23 protein-coding genes are annotated in these 25,477 nt (G+C 35.8%); all 23 read left to right on the top strand.

Annotated features, from left to right (window positions below):
- The first annotated feature begins 53 nt into the window (after nucleotides 1-53).
- Nucleotides 54-512, top strand: a complete 459-nt coding sequence (locus BN55_RS01290) for a LytTR family DNA-binding domain-containing protein (protein ID WP_008469773.1) — start codon at nucleotides 54-56, stop codon at nucleotides 510-512.
- Entirely contained in the window at nucleotides 509-1,285 is a 777-nt protein-coding gene (locus BN55_RS01285; RefSeq protein WP_008469772.1) for a LiaF transmembrane domain-containing protein, read from the top strand. The genes BN55_RS01290 and BN55_RS01285 overlap by 4 nt, the downstream gene beginning before the upstream one ends.
- A 24-nt stretch (nucleotides 1,286-1,309) precedes the next feature.
- Entirely contained in the window at nucleotides 1,310-1,519 is a 210-nt protein-coding gene (locus BN55_RS01280; RefSeq protein ID WP_008469771.1) for a hypothetical protein, read from the top strand.
- Nucleotides 1,516-2,184 carry a type 1 glutamine amidotransferase gene (locus BN55_RS01275; protein WP_008469770.1) on the top strand — a complete coding sequence of 223 codons (669 nt, stop codon included), beginning with the start codon at nucleotides 1,516-1,518 and terminating at the stop codon, nucleotides 2,182-2,184. The genes BN55_RS01280 and BN55_RS01275 overlap by 4 nt, the downstream gene beginning before the upstream one ends.
- A 167-nt stretch (nucleotides 2,185-2,351) precedes the next feature.
- Nucleotides 2,352-2,636, top strand: a complete 285-nt coding sequence (groES, locus tag BN55_RS01270) for a co-chaperone GroES (RefSeq protein ID WP_008469769.1) — start codon at nucleotides 2,352-2,354, stop codon at nucleotides 2,634-2,636.
- A gap of 30 nt (nucleotides 2,637-2,666) precedes the next feature.
- Nucleotides 2,667-4,298 (top strand): chaperonin GroEL, encoded by a 1,632-nt coding sequence (groL, locus tag BN55_RS01265; protein WP_008469768.1) that lies wholly within the window; start codon nucleotides 2,667-2,669, stop codon nucleotides 4,296-4,298.
- A gap of 272 nt (nucleotides 4,299-4,570) precedes the next feature.
- Nucleotides 4,571-6,334: an ABC transporter ATP-binding protein gene (locus tag BN55_RS01260; protein ID WP_008469767.1), complete on the top strand. Its 1,764-nt coding sequence runs from the start codon at nucleotides 4,571-4,573 to the stop codon at nucleotides 6,332-6,334.
- 140 nt (nucleotides 6,335-6,474) lie between these two features.
- Entirely contained in the window at nucleotides 6,475-9,057 is a 2,583-nt protein-coding gene (mutS, locus tag BN55_RS01255) for a DNA mismatch repair protein MutS (RefSeq protein ID WP_008469765.1), read from the top strand.
- Nucleotides 9,057-10,934: a DNA mismatch repair endonuclease MutL gene (gene mutL, locus BN55_RS01250; RefSeq protein WP_008469764.1), complete on the top strand. Its 1,878-nt coding sequence runs from the start codon at nucleotides 9,057-9,059 to the stop codon at nucleotides 10,932-10,934. The genes mutS and mutL overlap by 1 nt, the downstream gene beginning before the upstream one ends.
- 5 nt (nucleotides 10,935-10,939) lie before the next feature.
- Nucleotides 10,940-11,518, top strand: coding sequence for a Holliday junction branch migration protein RuvA (ruvA, locus tag BN55_RS01245; RefSeq protein WP_008469762.1), 579 nt, complete (start codon nucleotides 10,940-10,942; stop codon nucleotides 11,516-11,518).
- 44 nt (nucleotides 11,519-11,562) lie between these two features.
- A complete protein-coding gene (gene ruvB / locus BN55_RS01240; RefSeq protein WP_008469761.1) occupies nucleotides 11,563-12,573 on the top strand; it encodes a Holliday junction branch migration DNA helicase RuvB in 1,011 nt (336 codons plus the stop codon).
- 84 nt (nucleotides 12,574-12,657) lie between these two features.
- A complete protein-coding gene (yajC, locus tag BN55_RS01235) occupies nucleotides 12,658-13,113 on the top strand; it encodes a preprotein translocase subunit YajC (protein ID WP_008469760.1) in 456 nt (151 codons plus the stop codon).
- A gap of 108 nt (nucleotides 13,114-13,221) precedes the next feature.
- Entirely contained in the window at nucleotides 13,222-14,670 is a 1,449-nt protein-coding gene (gene zwf, locus BN55_RS01230) for a glucose-6-phosphate dehydrogenase (RefSeq protein ID WP_008469759.1), read from the top strand.
- Nucleotides 14,670-15,788, top strand: coding sequence for a DNA polymerase IV (gene dinB / locus BN55_RS01225; protein ID WP_008469758.1), 1,119 nt, complete (start codon nucleotides 14,670-14,672; stop codon nucleotides 15,786-15,788). The genes zwf and dinB overlap by 1 nt, the downstream gene beginning before the upstream one ends.
- 35 nt (nucleotides 15,789-15,823) lie before the next feature.
- On the top strand, nucleotides 15,824-16,786 hold the full coding sequence (locus BN55_RS01220) for a DHH family phosphoesterase (protein WP_008469757.1): 963 nt from the start codon (nucleotides 15,824-15,826) through the stop codon (nucleotides 16,784-16,786).
- Nucleotides 16,773-18,152, top strand: coding sequence for a DEAD/DEAH box helicase (locus BN55_RS01215; protein WP_008469755.1), 1,380 nt, complete (start codon nucleotides 16,773-16,775; stop codon nucleotides 18,150-18,152). The genes BN55_RS01220 and BN55_RS01215 overlap by 14 nt, the downstream gene beginning before the upstream one ends.
- Before the next feature lie 232 nt (nucleotides 18,153-18,384).
- Nucleotides 18,385-21,033 (top strand): alanine--tRNA ligase, encoded by a 2,649-nt coding sequence (gene alaS, locus BN55_RS01210; RefSeq protein WP_008469753.1) that lies wholly within the window; start codon nucleotides 18,385-18,387, stop codon nucleotides 21,031-21,033.
- A 52-nt stretch (nucleotides 21,034-21,085) separates the two neighbouring features.
- Nucleotides 21,086-21,343: an IreB family regulatory phosphoprotein gene (locus BN55_RS01205; protein ID WP_008469751.1), complete on the top strand. Its 258-nt coding sequence runs from the start codon at nucleotides 21,086-21,088 to the stop codon at nucleotides 21,341-21,343.
- The gene (gene ruvX, locus BN55_RS01200) at nucleotides 21,343-21,771 is read left to right on the top strand and encodes a Holliday junction resolvase RuvX (RefSeq protein WP_008469750.1); all 429 of its coding nucleotides are present in this window, start codon (nucleotides 21,343-21,345) and stop codon (nucleotides 21,769-21,771) included. The genes BN55_RS01205 and ruvX overlap by 1 nt, the downstream gene beginning before the upstream one ends.
- A gap of 2 nt (nucleotides 21,772-21,773) precedes the next feature.
- On the top strand, nucleotides 21,774-22,085 hold the full coding sequence (locus BN55_RS01195) for a DUF1292 domain-containing protein (protein WP_008469749.1): 312 nt from the start codon (nucleotides 21,774-21,776) through the stop codon (nucleotides 22,083-22,085).
- A 49-nt stretch (nucleotides 22,086-22,134) separates the two neighbouring features.
- Nucleotides 22,135-22,677, top strand: a complete 543-nt coding sequence (locus BN55_RS01190; RefSeq protein WP_008469748.1) for a CvpA family protein — start codon at nucleotides 22,135-22,137, stop codon at nucleotides 22,675-22,677.
- Between the two features lie 38 nt (nucleotides 22,678-22,715).
- Complete coding sequence (locus BN55_RS01185) at nucleotides 22,716-25,079, top strand: endonuclease MutS2 (protein ID WP_008469747.1); 2,364 nt, start codon at nucleotides 22,716-22,718, stop codon at nucleotides 25,077-25,079.
- Nucleotides 25,080-25,150: 71 nt separating this feature from the next.
- Nucleotides 25,151-25,462 carry a thioredoxin gene (gene trxA / locus BN55_RS01180; RefSeq protein ID WP_008469746.1) on the top strand — a complete coding sequence of 104 codons (312 nt, stop codon included), beginning with the start codon at nucleotides 25,151-25,153 and terminating at the stop codon, nucleotides 25,460-25,462.
- The last annotated feature ends 15 nt before the right edge of the window (nucleotides 25,463-25,477 follow it).

Genomic DNA, 25,477 nt, shown 5'->3' with positions numbered 1-25,477 from the left:
AATTTAAATATCATGTTTAATATAAGCATCAAGTAATTGAGGAAGTGAAGATCGTGAAAGTTAATTTGGATTTAGATCCTGATCAAAATGATACTCAGATTACAATTCATGCAAAAAGTTTAACGCCTGAAGTTGAGCATTTATATCATTTGCTAACGCAAGAATCGAATCATCCTGATCAAATTGAAGGGTATATAGATGATAAAGCCTACTATTTGAACTTGAACGAGATTCTCTTTTTTGAAACTGACAGTAAGCAAGTAATGGCTCATACGAAAAGGCAGTCCTTTTTGGTTAAGCATAAATTATATGAATTAGAAAAATTGCTTGTGGGACAGTTTATGCGAGTATCAAAATCAACGATTTTGAATTTAGATCAGATTTACGCATTAACAAGGTCGATTTCAAATTGTCAGATTGAATTTTATGATTCTTATAAAACAGTCTATGTTTCAAGACGTTATTATCGTGAATTAAGACAAAAACTTGAAGAAAGAAGGCTTTCAAAATGAGTAGAACGCATAGTAAAAGAATTATTTTAGGCGTCGCATTATTATTAGCAGCTGTATTTTTAGTTTTAGATCAATTGCACTTAGTGGCATTGCATGTTGGTTTTTGGTCGGTTGTTTGGACAGTAGTTTTTGCAGTTGGCGCAATTTTTTCTTTAATGAATAAGAGTATTAGTGGAACAGTATTTTCGATAGCATTTTTGTTGATTATTTACGCTAAGCCACTTCATATCCAAGCAATTGTTCCTTGGACAGTGCTTGTAGCTGCAGCATTGATTTCTGTTGGGCTTAATATGCTTTTTAAAAGGAATTTTAAGCCAAATGTTGTAGTTAATGGCAAGAAAGTTAATGTTAACTGGTCGGATTTAAAGAATTTAAAATATGAAGTAAATAGTGATAAAAATGGAAAAAAGTCTCAAACTACAGTTGAGTCTAATGATGGAGAAAATGTAGTAATTTCTTCTAAAATGGGGGATGTATCACGTTTTATTCACTCTAAGAATCTACGCTCAGTCAGTGTAAATTCTTCGATGGGCGATGTGAAAGTTTACTTAGATGATGCCAAAGCAGCTGGTGATGTAGTTTATGCAAATATAAATGTTTCTTTGGGGGATGTCACTTTTTATCTGCCAGATAATTGGAAAGTTAGAAGCAATATTGACAGCGGTTTTGGCGAGATATCTATTCCAGATCGGCCAAAAAAAGATAGTGATGGTCCAACTTTAATTTTGCAAGGTAAGTCTAGTATGGGCGATCTTACGGTAAAATATATCTAGTACTAGATGAAAGAGGGTAATACGATGTCGAAGATGAGAATGTTTTTTAAAAATATGACAATTATCAGCTGGGGAATTGCCTTCATTAGCTTGATTGTTTATATCATTAGATATACAGCTTCTGGAGTTGGATTTTTATTTTCCTGGCAGCAGCCCTTTTTATGGGAGCTAGTTTTAGGACTTATCTTTTTATTATTATTTTTGTTTTGGCCCAAAGATAAGGAGAAAAAATGAGAATTAACGTTTTGCAGCACACTCCAAATGAAGGCCCCGGTTCAATTCAAACGTGGGCTCATGATAATCATCATGATATGTATATTTATCATCCGGCTCAATTTGGTAAATTACCAACTAGTTCTGAAACCGATATGTTAGTTATTTTAGGTGGACCGATGAGTCCTAATGATAATTTTGCATGGTTAGCTAAAGAGCGCAATTTAATCAATGAATTAATTAAGCAAGACAAGCCCATTATTGGTATTTGTCTAGGTGCCCAGCAAATTGCTAAGGCGTTGGGATATGAAGTTTTAGATGCACCGCATAAAGAAGTCGGCTGGGCACCAGTTTATTTAAAAAATAATCAAATTTTAGACATTCCTAAAGAAGTAGAAGTTCTTCATTGGCATCAGCAAATGGCGCAAATTCCTAGCCAAGCTAAGCTCTTATTTTCAAGCGATTTAGTTAAAAATCAGGGCTTTATTTTAGGTAAAAAAGTGATCGGCTTGCAGTTTCACTTTGAGCCGGAATTAGATAATTTAAGAGAAATTGTAGTCAACGACGGCTCTTATGCGCTTGATAATAATGATTTACATCAAACTCCACAAGAAATCTTAAATCATGGAGTCCCAGCGAAAAACAAAGAGATTATGTTTAGGCTGCTTGATTATATTAGTCAGTAAAATTAAATATTATGAAATTAGCACTTTTTTAAATAAAGTGCTAATTTTTGTGTGTAAATGCTTGCAATTATTTTGAAAACAAGTTACTATTTTAATTGTAAGTTAGCACTCAGCTTATGAAAGTGCTAAATATCAACATGATTATTAATAAATAGGAGGGACATAACGTGTTACAACCAATCGGTGATCGCGTGATCGTAAAAGTTAAAGACGAAGAAGAAGAAAAAGTTGGGGGCATTGTCCTGGCTTCTAACGCTAAAGAAAAGCCCCAAATGGGTGAAATTATTGCTGTCGGTGAAGGTAAGCGCAATGTGAATGGCGACTTAATTCCAATGTCAGTAGCAAAAGGTGAAACTGTATTTTTCGATAAATACTCTGGCACTAACTTGAAGTACGAAGGCGAAAAGTACTTAGTTCTTCGTGAAAGCGATTTGTTAGCAGTCGTTAAGTAATAAAAATAGATAAAAAGGTGGCATATAAATATGGCTAAAGAGATTAAATTTTCTGAAAATGCAAGACACTCATTATTAAAGGGTGTTGATAAGTTAGCAGATACTGTTAAGACTACACTTGGTCCTAAGGGTAGAAATGTTGTTTTGGAAAAGAGCTACGGTGCTCCTGACATTACTAACGACGGTGTAACTATTGCTAAAAACATTGAGTTAAAAGATCATTTTGAAAACTTGGGTGCAAAGCTTGTTGCTGAAGCTGCTCAAAAGACTAATGATATTGCTGGTGACGGTACTACTACTGCTACTGTTTTAACTCAAGCAATCGTTCGTGAAGGTATGAAGAACGTTACTGCTGGTGCAAACCCTGTAGGTATTCGTCGCGGTATTGAAACTGCTACTAAGGCAGCTGTTGATGAATTACATAAGATTAGTCACCAAGTAAGTACTAAAGACGAAATTGCTCAAGTTGCTTCAGTTTCATCAGCTTCTAAAGAAGTTGGTAACTTGATCGCTGACGCAATGGAAAAAGTTGGTCACGATGGTGTTATTACTATTGAAGAATCAAAGGGTATCGATACTGAATTATCAGTAGTTGAAGGTATGCAATTTGATCGTGGTTACTTATCACAATACATGGTAACTGACAACGACAAGATGGAAGCAGACTTAGACAACCCTTACATCTTAATCACTGACAAGAAGATTTCAAACATTCAAGATATCTTGCCATTACTTCAAGAAATCGTTCAACAAGGCAAGAGCTTGTTAATTATTGCTGATGATGTTGACGGTGAAGCTTTACCAACTCTTGTTTTGAACAAGATCCGTGGTACTTTCAATGTTGTAGCTGTTAAGGCTCCTGGCTTTGGTGATCGTCGTAAGGCAATGCTTGAAGATATTGCTATCTTAACGGGTGGTACTGTAATTTCTTCAGACTTAGGCCTTGAATTAAAGGACACTAAGATTGATCAATTAGGTAAAGCTGGTAAGGTTACTGTAACTAAGGACTCAACTACTATTGTTGAAGGTGCCGGCTCTAAAGAAGCTATCGCAGAACGTGTAGATCAAATCAAGAAGCAAATTGCTGAAGCTGATTCAGACTTTGATCGTGAAAAATTACAAGAACGTCTTGCTAAGCTTGCTGGTGGTGTTGCTGTAATCAAGGTTGGTGCTGCTACTGAAACTGAATTGAAAGAAAGAAAGTACAGAATCGAAGATGCCTTGAACGCAACCCGTGCCGCTGTTGAAGAAGGTTACGTTGCTGGTGGTGGTACTGCATTAGTTGACGTTATGAAGTCCATCCAAGGTCACGTGGAAGGCGACAGTCAAGATGCACAAACTGGTGTAAACATTGTTATGAAAGCTTTAGGCGCACCTGTACGTCAAATTGCTGAAAACGCTGGTAAAGACGGCTCAGTTATCTTAGATCACTTAGAACATGAAGACCCAGAAGTTGGTTACAATGCTGCAACTGACAAATGGGAAAACATGGTTAAAGCTGGTATCATCGACCCAACTAAGGTAACTCGTTCAGCTCTTCAAAATGCTGCTTCAATTGCTGCATTGTTATTAACTACTGAAGCTGTTGTTGCTGATGAACCAGAAGATAACAAGAATGCTGCTCCAGCTGCTCCAAACCCAGGTATGGGAATGGGAATGTAATTTAAGATTAATTGCATTAACTAATTTAAGCGAATTTAAAACACTCCATGATACACTTCATGGAGTGTTTTTGTGTAAAAGATAAAAATGATTTAATCAAAATTTTATTTAATGTGATATAATTTAATAAAATTATTAACCAAGGAGGATTAAAGGTATGCCAACGGTAGTATTAAACGCTCATCAAGATGAACAAATTACTAGATAATAGATGGGCGGAAAATAACTAAAATTCATTTTGTTAAATCCGTTCATTAAGGAGATTAGACAAAATGAAACATTTACAAAAATTTACTCAATATTTCAAAGAATTAATTCAAACTTATCGTTTATTCTTTAAATCAGCTCCTTTAGTTGCAACATTTGTTTTATTATTAACACCACTTCAAGCAGTAATTCCATTAATGGCTGTGGCTGCTGGTCAAAAGGTAATTGATCAAGTTACTAATCATTCTCCGTTTATGGAAATGATAGTTGTCTGGATTGTTGCTACTGCATTTCAACAATTTTTACCATCCCTTTCAACTATGGTTCAGGGAGTTCTAACAGATAAGTTAACAGGCTTCATCAATATTACCTTGATGAAAAAATCAGCAGACTTACAATCAATCAGTATTTTTGATGACAGTAAGTATTTTGACGATTTACAAATGCTCAGAGATGATGCAAGCTGGCGTCCAGTTAATTTAATTGTTTTTGGTGTATCGGTTTTGCAATCATTTCTAACGCTAGCTTTTATGTTAATTTATCTGGCACGATACAATTGGTGGCTAGCTTTGCTTTTATTAGTAGTCATGGTACCACAAAGTATTTCTTACTATCGTATCCAACAACAGTCATTTGAAACAATGGTTGAAAGAAGCAAGAACGCTAGGTATTTGCACTACTACAGTGGACTATTGCTTGATCGCAGGGATGCTAAAGAAGTTAGACTTTTTAATATGTTTCCTAAAATTATTGAAAAGTATACGACTTTATTTAAACAGACTAAAAGGGATGTTAATCAAATTCGTAAAAAGCAACTTGCGACTAGTTCACTGTTTGTTGTATTAACTGTCGGAGTGTTTGGCTATGGTTTTTATTGGTTTACTAATTCAGTAAGAACAGGTGCATTAGAAGTTGGCGTCTTATTGATGTTTGTTTCAGTGATCGGCTATATTTCTACTAGCATGGCGCGAGTAGTGGAAGACAGTAGTTTGCTATATGACTCATTGTTGTGGATTGAAAAATACTTTAATTTTCTTGGATATCAAGATGACTTTAAGAATGGTACGCAAAGTTTCCCCGATGATTTTAATGATATTAATGTTAAGAATCTGTCTTTTACATATCCATTTTCTGATACTGAGGTTTTGCACAATGTTAGTTTCTCAGTTAAAAGTGGAGAAAAGATTGCAGTTGTTGGAGAAAATGGGTCGGGAAAGTCTACTTTGGTAAAATTATTAATGCGTTTTTATGACCCGACTAATGGAAAAATTTCTGTTGATAACTATGATTTAAAAGACATTAATATCTTTGACTTACATAAAAATTTATCAGCTACTTTTCAAGACTTTTCTCGCTTTAAATTAACTCTTAAAGAAAACGTGATTACCGGATATTCATTCAATAAAGATAGGGTAAATAATGTTCTTAAAGCAGCTGGATTGGGTGATTTATTAGTTAATGATCATCTTAATCTGAATACGATGCTGGCTAAGGATTTTGAAAATGGAACTGATTTGTCGGGCGGTCAATGGCAAAAAGTAGCTTTAGCACGAGACTTATATGCTGATGGTAAGATTGAATTTTTAGATGAACCAACGGCAGCCTTAGATGCAAAAAGTGAATCAGAAATTTATCAACGCTTTTTGAAAGAAAATGATAAAAAGACAATTTTCTTTGTTACTCACCGATTGTCAGCAGTGAGGTTTGCTGATAAAGTACTATTTTTAGATCGTGGAAAAATTAGTGGTTTTGATACGCATGCTAAATTGTTGCAGACTAATCCAAAGTATAAGGAAATGTATGATTTACAAAAGAATGCATATCTGTAAGGTTAAATTTTGATAGATAATTAAATTCTTCATGCAAGTAAGCATGGAGAATTTTTTGCGTTTTAACAGTTAAGATTTTTTATCAGTTTTTACGTTATAATAGAACATAGGTTTTTGTAAGAAAGGATATTTGGTAACGTATGGCAGCAAAAGATACAACACCAATGATGAAGCAATATTATGAAATTAAGCAGCAGTATCCTGATGCATTTTTGTTTTATCGTGTCGGTGACTTTTATGAATTGTTTGAAGATGATGCAGTAAAAGGCGCACAGATACTTGAATTGACTTTAACTCATCGTTCAAATAAAACCAAAAATCCCATCCCTATGGCCGGAGTACCTCACTTAGCTGTGGATACTTATGTGAATACTTTGGTTGAAAAAGGCTATAAAGTAGCGCTTTGTGAACAACTAGAAGATCCTAAAAAAGCTAAAGGCATGGTCAAACGGGGAATTATTCAATTAGTTACTCCAGGAACGATGATGGAGCAGCGTCCTGATCAAGCTAAAGATACTAACTATCTAACTTCAGTTGTTTCCACAGCTAGTGGATTTGGATTCGCTTATAGTGATTTATCTACAGGTGAAACTTTTGCTACGCATCTAAAGGACTGGGAAGCAGTGGCTAATGAGTTGCTATCGCTGCAAACTCGCGAAGTTGTTTTTGACGGACCATTATCTGTGCAAAATAAGGACTTTTTGCAAAAGGCCAATATTACTGTTTCTAATCCAGTAAAATTAGATGAAGAACACGCTGAAATTTCTTACGTTGTGCAAAAGTTGTCCAATTCTGCCGAAGTTAAAGCAGCTAAGCAATTAGTTTCTTATCTTTTATCCACACAAAAGCGTAGCTTAGCTCACTTACAAGTAGCACAAAGTTATGAACCAACGCAATACTTGCAAATGTCGCACGTTGTGCAAACCAACTTAGAATTAATTAAAAATGCTAAAACTGGCAAGAAGATGGGTTCGCTATTTTGGCTATTAGATAAGACTTCAACTGCTATGGGCGGACGTTTATTGAAGTCTTGGATTGAGCGACCATTACTTTCAAGCAGTGAAATTAAAAAACGTCAAGATATGGTTCAAGCCTTATTTGACGATTATTTCACGCGGGAAAATGTTATTGATAGTTTAAAGGGCGTTTATGATTTAGAAAGATTAACGGGGCGTATTGCATTTGGATCTGTGAATGCGCGCGAAATGCTGCAATTAGCTCATTCACTGGCAGCTGTGCCGGTAATTTTAGATTCATTGAAGCAATCTAATAATGAGCACTTAGTTGATTTTGCTAAAAATATTGATCCATTGTCTGGCGTACAAGATTTAATTGAAAAAACAATTGTGGATAATCCACCGCTTTTAACCACTGAAGGCGGAATTATTCGTGAGGGTGTTGACGAGCAATTGGATCGTTATCGCGATGCTATGACGAACGGTAAAAAGTGGATTTCAGAAATGGAAGCTAGCGAGCGGGCTAAGACTGGCATCAATAATTTAAAAGTTGGCTTTAACAAAGTTTTTGGCTACTATATTGAAGTTACTAACTCAAATAAGACTAAAGTGCCAACGGATCGTTATACTCGAAAGCAGACTTTAACTAATGCCGAACGCTATATTACGCCAGAACTTAAAGAACACGAAGCTTTAATTTTGGAAGCCGAATCGCGTTCGACTGATTTAGAATATGATATTTTCGTAAAATTAAGAGAAGATGTTAAAAAATATATTCCTGCACTGCAAAAATTAGCTAAACAAATTGCCAGCTTAGACGTATTAACAGCCTTTTCAACAGTCAGCGAACAAAATAATTATGTGCGTCCAACAATGACTAGCGATGATAATGAAATAAATGTTGTGAATGGTCGTCACCCGGTAGTTGAGCAAGTAATGTCTGCAGGCAGTTTTATTCCAAATGACATCAAAATGACCAAAGGAACGGATATCTTTTTGATTACCGGTCCTAACATGTCTGGTAAATCCACTTATATGCGTCAGATGGCGCTGATTGCGATTATGGCACAAGTGGGCTGCTTTGTTCCAGCCGATAGTGCGACTTTGCCAATTTTTGATCAGATCTTTACCCGTATTGGAGCAGCTGATGATTTGATTTCTGGTCAAAGTACTTTCATGGTGGAAATGAGCGAAGCTAACGAAGCACTCCAGCATGCTACCAAGCGTTCTTTAGTTTTATTTGATGAAATTGGACGAGGCACGGCTACTTATGATGGGATGGCCTTAGCTGGCGCAATCGTGAAATACTTGCATGATAAAGTTGGCGCAAAAACTTTATTTGCGACTCACTATCATGAATTGACTGATTTGGACCAGACTTTAGAGCATTTAGAAAATATCCATGTTGGTGCTACTGAAGAAAATGGCAAGTTGATTTTCTTACATAAGATATTGCCAGGACCAGCTGATCAATCTTATGGTATTCACGTAGCCCAATTAGCAGGTTTGCCAAGAAAAGTATTGCGTGAAGCAAACACTATGCTGCATCGTTTAGAAAAACAAGGCGCAGGTAGTTTGCAGCCAGCAAGCGAGCAATTAGATCTATTTAACGAACCAGAAGTTGCGGACAGTGAACAAGATAGCATTTCAAGCGATGAAAAAGATGTCTTAGATGCAATTCAAAATCTTTACTTAGCTGATAAAACGCCATTGCAGATTATGCAGCTGGTAGCTGATTGGCAAGATGAATTGAAGGATAAAGATTAATGGCTAAAATTCATGAATTATCTGCTGAATTAACAAATCAAATTGCAGCTGGTGAAGTTATTGAAAGACCTGCTAGCGTTGTTAAAGAATTATGTGAAAACTCAATTGATGCCGGCGCAACGCGCATTAGAGTTAACTTTATCAATGCAGGCCTTCAAGAAATTAGCGTTCAAGATAATGGAAGCGGGATTGCCAAAGATCAATTAGATCTAGCTTTTACGCGCCATGCAACTAGTAAGATTTCAACTCAGCGCGATCTTTTCAACATATCCACATTAGGCTTTAGAGGAGAAGCGCTAGCTTCAATTGCAGCTGTTGCACATGTGGAAATTTTGACGAATACTAGCGGTGCAAATGGCGTTAGTGCAAAATTTGCTGCTGGTAAAAAATTGGGTCAAGAAGATGCAGCAGCTCCGCAAGGCACTAAGATCGTTGTGCGCGACTTGTTTTACAATACTCCAGCGCGTTTAAAATATTTGCGTTCAGAAAGAACTGAAATTTTAAAGATTGTGGATATTGTTGACCGTCTAGCTTTAGGTCACCCTGAGATAAGTTTTACTTTGACTAATAACAATAAGCCAATTTTGAAAACTGTTGGTCGCGATGATTTACGCTTAGATATTGCTAATATTTATGGGCGTCATTTAGCTGAAAAAATGATTAAAATTCAAGGTCAGACGCCTGATTTTAAAATTTCGGGTTTAATTTCAAGTGCGCAAGATACGCGTTCAACAAGAAACTTTATTTCATTTTTATTAAATGGACGCTATGTTAAAAATTATCAGCTTACTCAAAGTTTAATCAGCGGCTACGGCAGTAAAATTGCGGCCAAACGCTATCCGATTGCGGTGATCAATATTGAACTTGATCCATTGCTGGTTGATGTTAACGTCCATCCCACAAAACAAGAAGTCCGTTTATCAAAAGAGAAAGAGTTAGAGCGCTTAATTACGCAGACAATTACTGATACTTTGTTAAAAAATGAAACAGTCAGTTCTGGTGTAGATAATTTATTTAAACCAGCTAAAGATATGCCTGTTGATCAATTAAAATTTAACTTGAATAAAAATGTCGTTGATACTAAACGACCGGTAATTTTTACACCTGAAAAAGAGGAAAAAGATTTAGAGGTCCATGATCCTGAAAATGATTTTGTTAGTTTAGATAAACCGCGGAATGACGATCAATATGTCATTACTGCTACTTGGACTAAAAATGTTGAAGATCAAACAAAGCTTACGCCATTTTCAGATAATAGCATTTTTAATACGGTAACTTCTCAAGGTCAAGAAAATGTGAATTATCGTTTGCCAGAATTGAAGTTAATTGGCAAGATTAACACTTATATTTTGGCTAGTCATGAAAATGATCTATATTTAATAGATGAATTAAGTGCGCAAAGACGAATTCGCTTTGATGAAATTTTAAGTCAGCTGCAAAAACAAAAAAGCGACCAACAGGGCTTGTTGGAACCGTTAATGCTCGATTTTTCAAATGTAGATTATTTAAAAATTAAGCAAGATCTAGAATTTATCCAAAAGTTAGGCATTTTCTTAGAAGATTTTGGTCAAAATACTTTTATTTTAAGAACTTATCCGGTATGGTTGAGAAATAATGTTGAATCTGGCGTCCGTGAGATTTTAGATTTATTTTTAAACACTAAAAATCATGATTTAGACCAAACCAAAATGCAGCTAGCTAAGATTTTAGTAAATAAAGATGTTGTGCGCAGGAAAAAATTATCTAATATTGAGATGCAAGATTTACTAGATAAGATTATGCTAAGTTCAGATCCTTATAATGATCCATCAGGACGCGTCACGATTGTTAGAATTAGCGCTAATGATTTAAATAAAATGTTTAAAAAGAATGAGTAGGGTATATGTTTGAATATCTAAAAGGAAAAATCACTCTAATTGAACCAAGTTATATAGTTGTTGATGTTAACGGTGTAGGCTACAAGCTTTTTTGTCCGTCTCCTTATAGCTACAGCGAAAATGAAACAGCAAAGGTATATGTGGAACAGATTGTGCGCGATACCGGGATTACTTTATATGGTTTTTTAACTAAAGAAGATAAGGCGTTCTTTTTAAAGTTGCTCTCTGTTTCTGGTATTGGACCAAAATCCGCTTTAGCAATTATGGCAGCTGAAGATAGCGATTCTTTAGCTAGTGCTATTGAAAAAGGCGAAGTAAAATATTTAACCCGATTTCCTGGCGTAGGCAAAAAGACAGCTTCGCAAATTGTGTTAGATTTGAAAGGAAAATTAGGCGACTATGTTAAGCAAAATAGCGTTAATAAAGATTTATCGCCAAGTTTGCAAGATGCTTTAATGGCCTTAGTTGCTTTAGGCTATACCCAAAAAGAAGTCGATCGCATTACGCCTAAGTTAGTTGAGTTAGAGGAAAATACTGCTGATGGCTATATTAAACAAGCACTAGCTTTACTATTAAAGAAATAAATTTTGAGTATAAGTTTAAATATTAATCAAGGAAGTGAAGTTTTGTGTCAGATGAAGAAAGAATTGTAGATAGCAAGAGTAATTCCGAAGATCAAGAAATGGAATTGTCGTTACGTCCGCAATATTTGTCTCAATATATTGGTCAAGATAAAGTTAAATCCGAAATGAAAGTTTATATTAAAGCAGCTCTGCAGCGTGATGAAGCTTTGGACCATGTTTTACTTTACGGACCTCCTGGTTTAGGTAAGACCACGCTAGCTTTTGTAATTGCTAATGAAATGCACGTACATTTAAAAAGTACGTCAGGTCCGGCAATTGAAAAGGCAGGAGATTTGGTAGCACTGTTATCTGAATTAGATCCCGGAGATGTTTTATTCATTGACGAAATTCATCGCCTAGCTAAGCCTGTAGAAGAAGTTCTATATTCTGCAATGGAAGACTACTATATTGATATTGTTGTCGGCGAAGGTCAAACTACGCATGCTGTCCATGTACCACTACCGCCTTTTACTTTAATTGGGGCCACTACTAGAGCAGGACAATTATCAGCTCCTTTGAGAGATCGCTTTGGAATTATTGAACATATGCAATATTATGAAGAAGAAGATCTAGAGAAAATTATTCAAAGATCAAGCGAAGTTTTTAAGACTAAAATTGATCCAGAAGCAAGTATCGAATTAGCTAGACGCTCGCGTGGGACGCCGAGAATTGCCAATCGTTTGCTAAAAAGAGTGCGCGATTTTGCTGAAGTTAAAGGTGAAGAATCAATTTCTTTGGCGACGACTCAGCATGCCTTAACGCAATTGGAAGTTGATGATGAAGGGCTGGATCAAACTGACCGCAAGATTTTACGGGTAATGATTGAAGGCTATAATGGTGGTCCTGTTGGAATTAAAACAATCAGCGCAAATATTGGAGAAGATACCGATACTATTGAAGAAGTTTATGAGCCATATTTACTGCAAAAAGGTTTTATTACTCGAACTCAGCGCGGAAGAACAGTAACGCAAAAAGCTTATTTGCAATTAGGTTTAAAGCCCAAGGACAATAACTGAAAGTTTTAATAATTTAATGTATAATAATACTATTGTATATTTGGTTAAAAAGTAACAATATTTTATATTTATGAGGTGGAAACTTTGAATTTTATTTATTTAGCTCAAAATGCAGCCGCTGGTGGCAATAATATATTTATGATCGTTGTTTTTATTGCTTTACTTGCTTTTATGTATTTCTTTGTAATGCGTCCACAAAAAAAGCAACAACAAGCACGTATGCAAATGATGTCTAAATTGCAAAAAGGCGATTGCGTTGTGATGATGAGTGGCCTTCACGGAAAAATTGACTCTATCAACAAAGAAGATAACACTGTTGTTATTGACGCAGATGGAATTTACTTAACTTTCGCTAGAATGGCTATTCGTCAAGTTTTGCCATCTAACTCAGTTTCACAAAAAGACGTTGAAAGCAATGAAGCTAAAGAAGAGAAAGTAGAAAAGACTGAAAAAGAGCAAGCAACTCAAGATGTTGCTAGTGAAAAGCCTACAAGCGATGAAGCAAAAACTACTGAAGAAAACAAAACAGAAGATAAATAATTTATCAAAATAAAAGCACCTCAGGTGCTTTTATTTTTTTCACTAATTTAAGGCGGTATTGTAAAATATTTAATGAAAGTGAATTAAGAAAGGCCAAGGTAATTTACAATGAATAATATTCCGGTAGTATTAATTTTATTTGGTGGATCCGGCGATTTAGCACACAGAAAGTTATACCCAGCTTTATATAATTTGTATCACAAAAACTTGATTCATGATCATTTTGGCGTAATTGCCACAGCACGTCGTCCTTGGAGTCATGACTATTTGCGTCAGCAAGTTACCCAGGCAGTTTTTGAAAATAACGATGATGTTGATGAACAAGAAGTTAAAGAATTTGCATCGCATTTTTACTACCAATCTCATGATGTAACTCATGTAGATCACTATATTGCTTTAAAAGACTTAGCTAGTGAACTTGATGAAAAATATCAAGCTCAAGGCAACCGTATTTTCTACATGGCAATGGCACCACGCTTTTTCGGTACAATTGCAACGCACATTCATGACCAAAACTTAACTGGTAGTGGCTTTAATAGACTAGTTGTTGAAAAGCCATTTGGACGTGATTTAAAGTCGGCTGAAGAATTAAATAAAGAAATTAGAGCCAGCTTTGATGAAGATTCTATTTACCGCATTGACCACTATCTTGGTAAAGAAATGGTCCAAAATATTATGCCGCTGCGCATGACTAATCCCATTGTTAAAAATATCTGGAATAATAATTTTGTTCAAAATGTTCAAGTAACCTTGGCTGAAAGTCTAGGCGTGGGGACGCGTGGTGGTTATTATGAAACGTCTGGGGCTTTAAGAGATATGGTGCAAAACCATATTTTCCAAATTATTACTTTACTAGCTATGCCTGAGCCAGAAAATTTAACAGCTGATGCAATCCATAAAGCTAAGCAAGATTTATTAGCTAGTTTGCAAATTCCAGGCTTAGACGATATAAAAAAACACTTTGCCCGCGGTCAATATTGCGCTGGAGCTACAACGCCAGCTTACTTGGAAGAAGACCAAGTTGATCCTAACTCTACTGTAGAAACCTTTGCTGCAGGCCAAGTTAAATTTAATGCTGGTCCTTTAGCAGGAGTGCCAATTTACTTTAGAACTGGTAAGGAAATGAAAGAAAAAATTTCTCGCATTGATATCGTTTTAAAACATATGAATAACCTCTATGGTACAGCTCATTCAAATAATATTTCGATTATCATTGATCCAACTAGTGAGATTTACTTCACAATTAATGGTAAAAAGATTTCTACTGATGGCTTGAGACGTGAAATTTTAGATTATACTTTTTCTAAACAAGAAATGGGCCAAGTTCCAGATGGCTATGAAAGATTGCTGCATGATGTCTTTGTTGCTGATAGCACCAACTTTACTCACTGGGCAGAATTAAAGCGCTACTGGGAATTTGTCGATGCTGTAGAAGATGGCTGGCGTAAGCTCGATGGTGAAGGTGATAAACCTGAATCATATGCCCCAATGGCTTTCGGTCCCAAGAGTGCGAATGACATCTTTGATAATCCTAAAGAGCACTGGATTTACCGCTAATGGATCGCCTGCTTCCTAAAAATAATACTCAAAGAAAAATTATTCACTTGGACATGGATGCCTTTTATGCATCAGTTGAAATGCGTGATAATCCCGCTTTAGCAAATAAAGCTTTAATTATTGGGCAAGATCCACGACAAACTAATGGGCATGGCGTGGTAGCTACTGCCAATTATGTTGCTCGCCAATATGGCGTGCATTCAGCGATGTCAACCATGAAAGCTTTAAAATTAGTTCCTGAATCTGAGATTGAGTTTGTTAAGCCAAATTTTGAAAAATATCGGGTAATTTCAGCGCAAATTCATGAATTGATGTATGAATTAACTGATCAAGTTGAATCAGTAGCACTTGATGAAGCTTATCTTGATGTAACTAAGAATAAACTAGGCAGTTATTCAGCTCTAGAATTAGCTATTAAACTACAAAAAAATATCTTTAAAAAAGTGCATTTGAATTCTTCTTTTGGGATCAGTTATAATAAACTACTTGCCAAAATGGGGTCAGAATATGCTAAACCTTTTGGCAGAACGATAATTTTGCCTCAGGAAGCAAAAGACTTCTTAGCTTTACGCAAAATTAGCGATTTTCCTGGTATTGGAAAAAAGACGCAAGAGCAGCTTCATAGTTTTAGCGTTGAAACAGGAGCCGATTTACAAAAATTAGAAGTCGATTTTTTGATAAAGCATTTCAAAAAGATGGGTTATGTAATTGCCCAGCATGCTCATGGGATTGATTTAAGGCCAGTAGCATCTCAGCGTAAGCGTAAATCGATTGGAGTTGAGCGAACTTTTGAACCTAATATTTATAATCAAGATCAGGCTTTGACCTTGATTAGAAATTATAGCAATCAATTAGTTGAAAAGTTAGTTGAAAAAAACTTTAGTGCTCAGACTGTGGTAATTAAAATTAGAAATAATAATTTTGAGACGGTTACCAGGCGAATGAAATTAAAAAAAGCCAGTCGCGATCCAATTGAGTTTTTCCAAAGTGCCAAAGCATTGTTTACACCGCTCGAATACTTTTTAAAAGATGGAATTCGTTTGCTAGGTTTAACTGTGACTGATTTAACCGATACTAACTATGAAGAAGTAAAGCTTGATTTATTTAAAACTAGGTAAAAATAATTTAATTTAATATTTAAGGAGAATTTTTAATGGCAACTTTTGATGAAATATACGAAAAGATAAAACAATATCCAACAATCATTTTGCACAGACACACTAGTCCAGATCCAGATGCTTTAGGTTCTCAAGCAGGTCTTGCTCGGGCGTTAAAAGCGACTTTTCCTGAAAAAAGAATCTTATGTGCTGGTGAAAACGACGAAGGCGATTTAGCTTGGATTAATACTATGGATGAAGTAACTAAAGACGATTACAAAGGCGCTTTAGTTATTACTACTGATACTGCTAATACGCCAAGAATTTCTAATAAGTTATATGATCAAGGCGATTTTTTAATTAAAATCGACCACCATCCAGACGTAGATCCATACGCTGATATGAGTTATGTAGATCCTGACGCACCTGCAGCATCGCAAATTATTGCTGACTTTTTAAATGCAGAAAATATTGAGATTACTCCAGATATTGCTTATGCATTATATGCTGGAATGGTCGGCGATACTGGTCGCTTTATGTACCCTGAAACTTCAGCTCATACCTTTGAAATTGCTAGTCAATTGGCTAAAACTGGCATTAATATTACTGAAATTGCTAGAAATATCAGCGATGTAACTTTAAATCAAGCTAAGTTGCAAGCGATGGTTTTAGATTATATGACTGTGGATCCAAGTGGTGCTGCATACGCAGTGCTTACCCAAGAAGACTTGAAAAAATATGACATTACCGATGATCAAGCTTCTGTGACTGTTTCTACTCCAGGTAGAATTAAAGATATTATTGCTTGGAATGTTTTTGTCGAAAAGCCAGATGGTACTTTTAGAGTTCATTATCGTTCAAAAGGCCCTGTAATTAACGAGTTAGCAGCTAAACATGATGGTGGTGGACATGCATTAGCTAGTGGTGCAAATGCCAAAGATATGGCTGAAGTTAAGCAAATTTTTAACGAAGTCGTTGAAGTAACAAAGAAATACCGTGAAGACCATGACGCAAAATAATATTTTTGAAAATGAAAAATTAAGACCACAAGTCCGTCAAGCACTTGAAAAGATTAACTTTAAAACGCCAACTAAGGTGCAAGAAAAAGTTATTCCTGAATTATTAAATGGCAAAAATGTGGTAGTCCAAGCTGCTACTGGTTCTGGTAAAACGCATGCTTATTTGATTCCTATTTTTAATGAAATAGACGAAAATGTTTCTGTTACTCAAGCAGTAGTCACTGCCCCAAGTAGAGAATTAGGCAATCAATTATATAAAGTTGCTCAGCAATTAAAGAAGGCCTCTGGCTTAAATATCTCTATTGAATATTTAGGTGGCGGAAACGATCGCGATCGTCAAATCAAAAAAGCTGAAAATAAGGCTCCGCAATTGATCATTGCCACTCCAGGGCGTTTGCATGATTTTGCATCTAAAAAAATAATTAATTTAGACAATGTCAAAACTTTTGTGATTGATGAAGCTGATATGACGCTTGATATGGGATTTTTATCTCAGATGAATGAAGTTATCTCTAAGCTTTCGACAACGCAATTAGCTGCTTTTTCTGCTACTATTCCAGTAAAATTGGAGAACTTTTTACGCAAGTATATGGAAAAGCCGGAATTCATTGTTATTGATAATCCGAGTGTAATTGCACCAACTATCCAAAATGATTTGATCGATGTTGGATCTAAGGATAAAAAGGCAATTTTGTATAAGCTTTTGACAATGGGGCAGCCATATTTGGCTTTAGTTTTTGCTAATACCAAGCAAAAAGTCGACGAATTAAGTGATTATTTAGAAGAGCAAGGTCTTAAAGTAGCCAAAATCCATGGTGGAATTACTGAAAGAGAAAGAAAACGTACTATTCGCCAAGTTCGCGAAGGTCAATACCAATATGTTGTAGCCAGCGATTTAGCTGCACGTGGAATTGATATTGATGGGGTCAGTTTAGTAATCAACTATGAAATTCCGAAGGATTTAGAGTTTGTAATTCATAGAATTGGTAGAACTGGTAGAAATAATTTGCCTGGCCATGCTATTACTTTAATATACGATGACGAGATGTCTGATATTGAAGATTTAGAAAAGTTAGGGATGCATTTTGACTTTAAAGAGCTAAAAAATGGCGAATTAGTTGAAAGAACTCACTATCACCGTCGCGATAATCGCAAAGTGCGCAATCACAAACTTGATAATCGCCTAGTAGGGATGGTTAAGAAGGCCAAGAAAAAACGCAAGCCCGGCTATAAAAAGAAGATTCAAAAAGCTATTGCTGATGATCGGCGTCAAAAACGCAAACTTGAAGAGCGTCACGAAATGCGTAAAGCTAAGCGTCGCAGAAAGCGTGAACGTGAAAGAAGTCGCAACGATTTTGACAACTAAAAATTTTGTAGTAAAATAAACGGAGCTTAGGATATATTTTTAAAGTTATTTTTTCAAAGAGAAGATCGTATGGTGAGAAGGTCTAAAAGTGCTTTAAAGATGCTACCTATCCAATAATTAACGATAACAATATTAAGAGGTAACAAACACTGTTGCAATCAAGGTGGTACCGCGCTAGAGGCGTCCTTGTTTATGCAAGAGTGTTTTTTGCATTATTTAGGAGATAACTTTTATGAAGCAATTGACTAGTTCTCAAGTTCGTCAAATGTTCCTTGATTTCTTCAAAGAACACGGACACATGGTAATGAAGAGTGCACCATTAATTCCACAAGATGATCCAACTTTATTGTGGATTAATTCCGGTGTTGCTACTATGAAGAAATATTTTGATGGTTCAGTTGTACCAAAGAATCACCGAATTACTTCCTCACAAAAGTCAATCAGAACTAATGATATCGAAAACGTTGGTAAGACTGCTCGTCACCAAACTTTCTTTGAAATGCTTGGTAACTTTTCAGTTGGTGATTACTTTAAAAAAGAGGTCATTCCATGGGCTTGGGAATTTTTAACTAGTCCTAAATGGCTTGGTCTTGATCCAAATAAGTTATATGTAACTGTTTATCCAAAAGATACTGATGCATATCATATGTGGCATGATGTTGTTGGCTTGCCAGATGATCACATTGTTAAGTTAGAAGATAACTTCTGGGATATTGGTGAAGGTCCTTGTGGTCCTGACTCAGAAATTTTCTATGACCGTGGTCAAGAAAATAATGACGTAGCAGAAGATGATCCAGAAAACTATCCTGGCGGTGAAAATGCCCGTTATCTGGAAATTTGGAACATTGTGTTCTCACAATTTAACCACTTACCAAACGGTAAATATGTTGACCAACCACATAAAAACATTGATACCGGTATGGGATTAGAACGTGTTGTATCAATTATTCAAGATGCACCAACTAACTTTGAAACAGATTTGTTTTTGCCAATTATTCACGCTACTGAAAAATTGAGCAATGGTAAAGTTTATGGCAAAAATAAAGAAGACGATGTGGCATTCAAGATTATTGCTGACCACGTTCGTGCTGTAAGTTTTGCTATTGGTGATGGCGCACTTCCATCAAACTCAGGTCGCGGTTATGTTTTACGTCGTTTGATTAGACGTGCTGACTTAAATGGTCAACGTTTGGGTATTAAGGGAGCATTTTTATACAAGTTAGTTCCTGTAGTTGGCGAGATCATGAAGACCCACTATCCTGAAGTTATTGATCAACAAGCCTTCATTCAAAAAGTTATTAAAAACGAAGAAGAAAGATTCCAAGTTACTCTTTCTTCAGGTCTTAACTTACTTGACAGTATTATTGAGGATGCTAAAAACAGCAAAGATAGGACTGTTTCAGGCAAAGATGCCTTTAAGTTGTTTGATACTTATGGCTTCCCATATGAATTAACTTTTGAAGCTGCTCAAGACGCTGGCTTAAAGGTTGATAAAGACGGCTTTGATAAGGAAATGCAAGCACAAAAAGAACGTGCTCGTAAGGCTCGTGGTAACTTGCAATCAATGGGTTCACAAGATGTAACTTTGATGAACATCAAAGACAAGAGTGAATTTGAATATGGCGTCTTAGAAGAAAAACACGCAAAATTAATTGATATTGTGGTTGACGATAAGTTAGTTGATAAGGCTGATGGCGAAAGTGCTGCTTTGATTTTTAATAAGACTCCATTTTACGCAGAACGTGGTGGACAAGTTGCCGATCACGGTGAAATCTTGAATCAAGATGGTGAATTGGTAGCCAAGGTTGTTGATGTACAACATGCACCTAATGATCAAAACTTGCATTTTGTAGATATTATTTTGCCACTTGAAAAAGGACAAGAATATGTCTTAAAAGTTGATCAAAAACGTCGTCGTGGACTTAAGCACAATCATACTGCTACTCACTTGCTCCATGCGGCCCTTCGCGAAGTTTTAGGTCATCACACTCACCAAGCTGGTTCATTAGTTGAACCTGACTACTTGAGATTCGACTTCACTAGTTTAGAGCCAATGACTAAGAAAGAAATTGCTAACGTTGAAAAGATCGTTAACGAAAAGATCTGGGAAGAAATTCCAGTTAAGACTACTGTAACTGATCCAGATACTGGTCTTAAGATGGGTGCTTTAGCTTTATTTGGCGAAAAATACGGCGATAAAGTTCGTGTTGTCCAAATCGATGACTTCTCAACTGAATTTTGTGGCGGTACTCACTGTGAAAATACTGATCAAATCGGAATGCTCAAGATTGTTTCTGAATCAGCAGTTGGTGCAGGTACCCGTAGAATTGTTGCTGTAACCGGTCCACAAGCTTATGACTACGTAACTAAACGTGACGACATCTTGAAAGAAATTCAAGAAGATGTAAAAGCTACTAAGGTTGAAGACGTTCAAAACAAGATTGGCTCAATCGAAGAAAACTTACGTGCCAGTCAAAAAGAAGTTGAACAACTTAAAGCTCAAATTAACAAAGCAAAAGCTGGCGACTTATTCAGCGACATTAAACAAGTTAAAGATTTACGCGTAATTGCTACTATGGCAAATGTTGAATCAATGAATGACTTGCGTGAATTAGCTGATAACTGGAAGAATTCTGGTAAATCAGATGTTTTAGTTTTAGCTGCAAAAGTTGGCGATAAGGCTAACATGGTTATTAGCTTAAATGATACTGCTATTAAGGCAGGTTTAAAGGCTGGTGACTTGATTAAAGCAGTTGCTCCAACATTTGGTGGTGGCGGCGGCGGTCGTCCAAACATGGCTCAAGCCGGTGGTAAGAATCCAGCAGGTTTAGACGATGCTTTGAAACAAGTATTAAAAGAAATTGAAGAAAAACAAAATTAATTGTCTTATGTTCTAATTTCAAGTAAAATTGAGTGGATGGGAGGAATTGAATATGAGTTCGCTAGATAAAACAATGCATTTTGACTTTAACCAAAATAAAGGCAAGAATGTTTACGATACCTTACAAGATGTTTATGCTGCTTTGGAAGAAAAAGGCTACAATCCTATTAATCAAATTGTAGGATACTTACTTTCAGGCGACCCTGCATATATTCCTCGTCATAATGATGCACGTAATTTAATCTTGAAGCATGAACGTGATGAAATTATTGAGGAACTAGTTAAAAGCTATTTAGGTAAAAATAAATAATGCGCCTTCTGGGATTAGATGTAGGTAGTAAAACCGTAGGAGTTGCGGTAAGTGACCCGCTAGGTATTACTGCACAAGAAGTCGAGACAATTCCCATTGATGAAAGTAAGTTTAATTTTGGGATTAAAAGAATTAAACGTCTTGTACGTGAATATGAAATAGATGGTTTTGTTTTAGGATTACCTAAAAATATGGATGGTTCAGATGGTCCGTCAGTAGCCAGAAGTAAAAGCTATGGCGAAAGACTAACTAAGAAGTTTAGTTTACCCGTTTACTATAATGATGAACGACTCACGACAAAACAAGCTGATCGTTTGCTGATTCAAGAAGCTGGTATTCATGATCGCACTAAGCGTAAGAAGGTAATTGACCAAATGGCTGCCGTTTTAATCCTACAAAATTATTTAGACAAAACCAGAAAGGATTAATTATGAGTGAAAAAATAAATGGTCAAAATAGTGATCAAAAAATCACTTTAGTTGATGATCAAGGCAATGAAGAATTATTTGAAGTATTATTTACTTTTACTTCAGATGATTACAACAAATCATATGTTCTACTTTATCCTGCAGCTGTTGGCGAAGATGAAGATGTAGAAGTTCAAGCATTTTCGTATGATGCAGATGAAGATGGTGAAGTAACGAGTTCAGATCTTCATGAAATAACTGATGATGATGAATGGAATATGGTTCAAGGAGTCTTGAATACTTTTCTGTCAGATGATCGTTTAAGTGGGGAATAACCGCTAGAAAAGACTGGCTTTGCTGGTCTTTTTTGGTTAAAGGGGAATTATGTTTTCTTTTCTAATTATCTTAATTTTCATATATTGTTGCTATGTTGGATATAGACGAGGCCTTGTATTGGAAGGCTTGGTTGGTGTTGGCTATATTATCAGTTTATTAGTAGCCACTTTATTTTATAAGCCTTTAAGCAATTTAATAAATTTATGGGTGCCATATCCTTCTGCTAACGATAAAAGTACATTTGCTTTTTTTGATAAAACAACCGGTTTGACATTGGACCAGTCTTTTTATGCTGCAGTGTCATTCGTGATTATTTTGCTTGTAGCTTTTTGTATTTGGCGTTTAATTTTATCAGGATTTAACCGCTTAAAATACGTAGACATTAATGCAAGTATTAATGCCTGGGGTGGAATTTTAATTTCTTTGATTATTACTCAAATTAGCTTATTCTTGCTTTTGTTTATTTTAGCTACAATTGCTGAACCTGGTTTGCAACGCAGTTTAGGAAAGTCTATTTTAGCAAGCAGCATTTTACGTTATTCACCTGGTATTTCGCATTTATTTATTAATTTGTTTGTTACTTCGGTTTAAATTAGGTCCCATCAGGGACCTTTTTAGTAGGAAAAATTATGAATCCAAAAATATTAGAAAAACTAGAATATGAAAGAATCACTAACCGCTTGGCAGATTTTGCTATTACTGGTCCTGCCAAAAAACAAGCACGTAATTTAAAGCCTAGTTCAGATTTTGAAAAAGTGAAACATAATATTGATCAAACGCGTGCTATTTCAAATATTATGCGCTTAAAAGGACCGCTTCCTTTGACTGATTTTGCTGATGTAGCGCCAGCTTTAAAACGGTTGAAAGTGAAGGCAAATTTGAATGGACCAGAAATTGGCAATATTTTCTTGGTTTTAAGTTTGGCAAAAGAGATTAATCATTTTACGCAAGATTTTGAAGATAGAGAAATTGATACTACTTCAATTGATGAGTATTTAGATGATTTACAAGTTGATGATGATTTGTTTAATGCATTAAAACGGGCAATTGAATTTGATGGTAGTGTTTTAGATACCGCTTCAGAAAAATTAGCACGTCTACGCCATGATATTAATGCTAATGAAATCGATATTAAGAATCATATGCAGCGCTACGTGAAGGGAAATTCTACTAAATATCTTTCTGAAGGAATTATCACTATTCGCGATGGCCGTTATGTAGTCCCTGTAAAGCAAGAATATAAAAATAAATTCGGTGGCGTAGTGCATGATCAAAGTGCCAGCGGTCAAACTTTATTCATTGAGCCAGAAGCTGTATTAAACCTAAATAACCGTCAGCAAGATCTGCTTGCTCAAGAAAGACAAGAAGTACGCGCAATTTTAGATCATTTGTCTAGATTGATTACTCAATATCTTGATGAAGTTTCGGCCAATGCCAAAGCTTTGATGCAGCTAGATTTTTTGAGTGCTAAGAGCAAATTGGCTAAGGATATGCATGCAACAGAACCAATTTTGACAAAAGATCAAGTTGTCGAATTAAAAAAAGCGCGCCATCCTTTGATTGATCCCAAAAAAGTTGTGGCCAATGACATTGAATTAGGCAAGTCTTTTGATACGATGCTGATTACGGGACCAAATACGGGTGGTAAGACGATTACCTTAAAAACATTAGGTTTATTGCAATTAATGGCGCAATCAGGGCTTTTTATTACAGCAAATGAAGAAAGTAAAGTTGGCGTATTTCAAGAGATATATGCTGATATTGGCGATGAGCAGTCAATTGAACAATCTTTGAGTACTTTTTCTTCTCATATGGATCAAATTATTAAAATTATGAGAAATGTAACTAATCAAGATTTAGTTTTAATTGATGAATTAGGTGCCGGAACTGATCCTGAAGAAGGTGCTAGTTTGGCCATTGCTATTTTGGATTATTTGCAAGCTAAAGATTGCAAGATTGTAATTACAACTCACTATCCAGAATTGAAACTTTATGGCTATAACCGCGTCAAAACAACGAATGCTTCAATGGAATTCGATATTAAGACTCTTTCTCCAACTTATAAATTAAGGATTGGGATTCCAGGTCAAAGTAATGCCTTTGCAATTGCTAGCCATTTAGGGATGGATAAAACGGTAGTTGATGCAGCACGTAGCTTGGTTAAAGACGAAGATAGCGATATTAATCGAATGATTGAGCGCTTAAGCGACCAAACTAAGAAAGCTGAGAGTTTGCGTCAGACTTTAGAAAAAAAGGTTGATCAAAGCATTGAATTACAACGCAAATTGCAAGATGGTTTAGATTGGTATAATCAACAAGTAAATCGCCAGTTAGAAAAAGCACAAGAAAAAGCTAACGAAATTATTGCTAAAAAGCGCGAAAAAGCGGATAAGATTATTGCAGACTTAGAAAATCAAAGACGCTCTGGCGCTCAAATTAAAACTAATAAGATCATTGACGCTAAAGGAGCACTTAATAGTTTAGAAAAGGAGAGCAACAATTTGGCAAATAATCGCGTTTTGCAGCGAGAAAAGCGACGCCATGATGTTAAAGTTGGCGATACTGTAAAGGTTTTATCATACGGTCAAATGGGGCATATTACGAAAAAGCTTAGTGAACATGAGTATGAAGTGCAAATTGGAATTTTGAAAGTAAAGGCCTCAGATCGTGATATTGAAAAAACTAGTTTGCCAAAACCTAAAAAGTCTGAACAAATTGTACGTTCAAGCAAAGGTTTAAGATCGCAAAATGTTCGTGCCGAACTTGACTTACGAGGCCAGCGTTATGAAGAAGCTATGACCAATTTGGATCGCTATATCGATGCCGCATTATTGAGTGGCTTAAACACTGTAACTATTATCCATGGTATTGGTACTGGAGCTATTAGAAACGGTGTTAACCAATATCTTAAACGCAATCGTCATGTTAAAGACTTTGGTTATGCTCCAGCTAACGAAGGTGGAACGGGAGCTACGATTGTTCATTTTAAATAAGCATTATACTTGCAAAAAGTAAGTATAATGGATAAAATCATAGTGTAATCTTTTAAACGGAGGATATTATTATGGTTGATGAAATTACAGATGCAACTTTTGAAGAAGAAACTAGTGAAGGCGTTGTATTAACAGATTTTTGGGCAACCTGGTGTGGTCCATGTAAGATGCAATCACCTGTGATTGATGAACTTTCACAAGAAATGGATGACGTTAAATTTACTAAAATGGATGTCGACCAAAACCAAGAAACGGCCAAGAATCTAGGTATTATGGCAATTCCAACTCTTTTAATTAAAAAAGATGGTAAGATTGTCGATCGTTTAACTGGTTTTACACCTAAAGAAAAATTAGAATCTATTTTAGATCAATACACCGACTAAATAAAAAAGGCCTCA

This window comes from Lactobacillus hominis DSM 23910 = CRBIP 24.179 (assembly GCF_000296835.1).
Taxonomy (GTDB): Bacteria; Bacillota; Bacilli; order Lactobacillales; family Lactobacillaceae; genus Lactobacillus; species Lactobacillus hominis.
Note: the sequence above shows the minus strand (reverse complement) of the source record. Positions and strands in the feature narration are given on the sequence as shown.

Excerpts from the sequence above, each read along its gene's own strand:
- BN55_RS01285 (WP_008469772.1), top strand. The coding sequence starts at position 509 with ATGAGTAGAACGCATAGTAAAAGAATTATTTTAGGCGTCGCATTATTA.
- BN55_RS01280 (WP_008469771.1), top strand. The coding sequence starts at position 1,310 with ATGTCGAAGATGAGAATGTTTTTTAAAAATATGACAATTATCAGCTGG.
- BN55_RS01275 (WP_008469770.1), top strand. The coding sequence starts at position 1,516 with ATGAGAATTAACGTTTTGCAGCACACTCCAAATGAAGGCCCCGGTTCA.
- groL (WP_008469768.1), top strand. The coding sequence starts at position 2,667 with ATGGCTAAAGAGATTAAATTTTCTGAAAATGCAAGACACTCATTATTA.
- BN55_RS01260 (WP_008469767.1), top strand. The coding sequence starts at position 4,571 with ATGAAACATTTACAAAAATTTACTCAATATTTCAAAGAATTAATTCAA.
- mutS (WP_008469765.1), top strand. The coding sequence starts at position 6,475 with ATGGCAGCAAAAGATACAACACCAATGATGAAGCAATATTATGAAATT.
- mutL (WP_008469764.1), top strand. The coding sequence starts at position 9,057 with ATGGCTAAAATTCATGAATTATCTGCTGAATTAACAAATCAAATTGCA.
- ruvA (WP_008469762.1), top strand. The coding sequence starts at position 10,940 with ATGTTTGAATATCTAAAAGGAAAAATCACTCTAATTGAACCAAGTTAT.
- zwf (WP_008469759.1), top strand. The coding sequence starts at position 13,222 with ATGAATAATATTCCGGTAGTATTAATTTTATTTGGTGGATCCGGCGAT.
- dinB (WP_008469758.1), top strand. The coding sequence starts at position 14,670 with ATGGATCGCCTGCTTCCTAAAAATAATACTCAAAGAAAAATTATTCAC.
- BN55_RS01220 (WP_008469757.1), top strand. The coding sequence starts at position 15,824 with ATGGCAACTTTTGATGAAATATACGAAAAGATAAAACAATATCCAACA.
- BN55_RS01215 (WP_008469755.1), top strand. The coding sequence starts at position 16,773 with ATGACGCAAAATAATATTTTTGAAAATGAAAAATTAAGACCACAAGTC.
- alaS (WP_008469753.1), top strand. The coding sequence starts at position 18,385 with ATGAAGCAATTGACTAGTTCTCAAGTTCGTCAAATGTTCCTTGATTTC.
- BN55_RS01205 (WP_008469751.1), top strand. The coding sequence starts at position 21,086 with ATGAGTTCGCTAGATAAAACAATGCATTTTGACTTTAACCAAAATAAA.
- ruvX (WP_008469750.1), top strand. The coding sequence starts at position 21,343 with ATGCGCCTTCTGGGATTAGATGTAGGTAGTAAAACCGTAGGAGTTGCG.
- BN55_RS01195 (WP_008469749.1), top strand. The coding sequence starts at position 21,774 with ATGAGTGAAAAAATAAATGGTCAAAATAGTGATCAAAAAATCACTTTA.
- BN55_RS01190 (WP_008469748.1), top strand. The coding sequence starts at position 22,135 with ATGTTTTCTTTTCTAATTATCTTAATTTTCATATATTGTTGCTATGTT.
- BN55_RS01185 (WP_008469747.1), top strand. The coding sequence starts at position 22,716 with ATGAATCCAAAAATATTAGAAAAACTAGAATATGAAAGAATCACTAAC.
- trxA (WP_008469746.1), top strand. The coding sequence starts at position 25,151 with ATGGTTGATGAAATTACAGATGCAACTTTTGAAGAAGAAACTAGTGAA.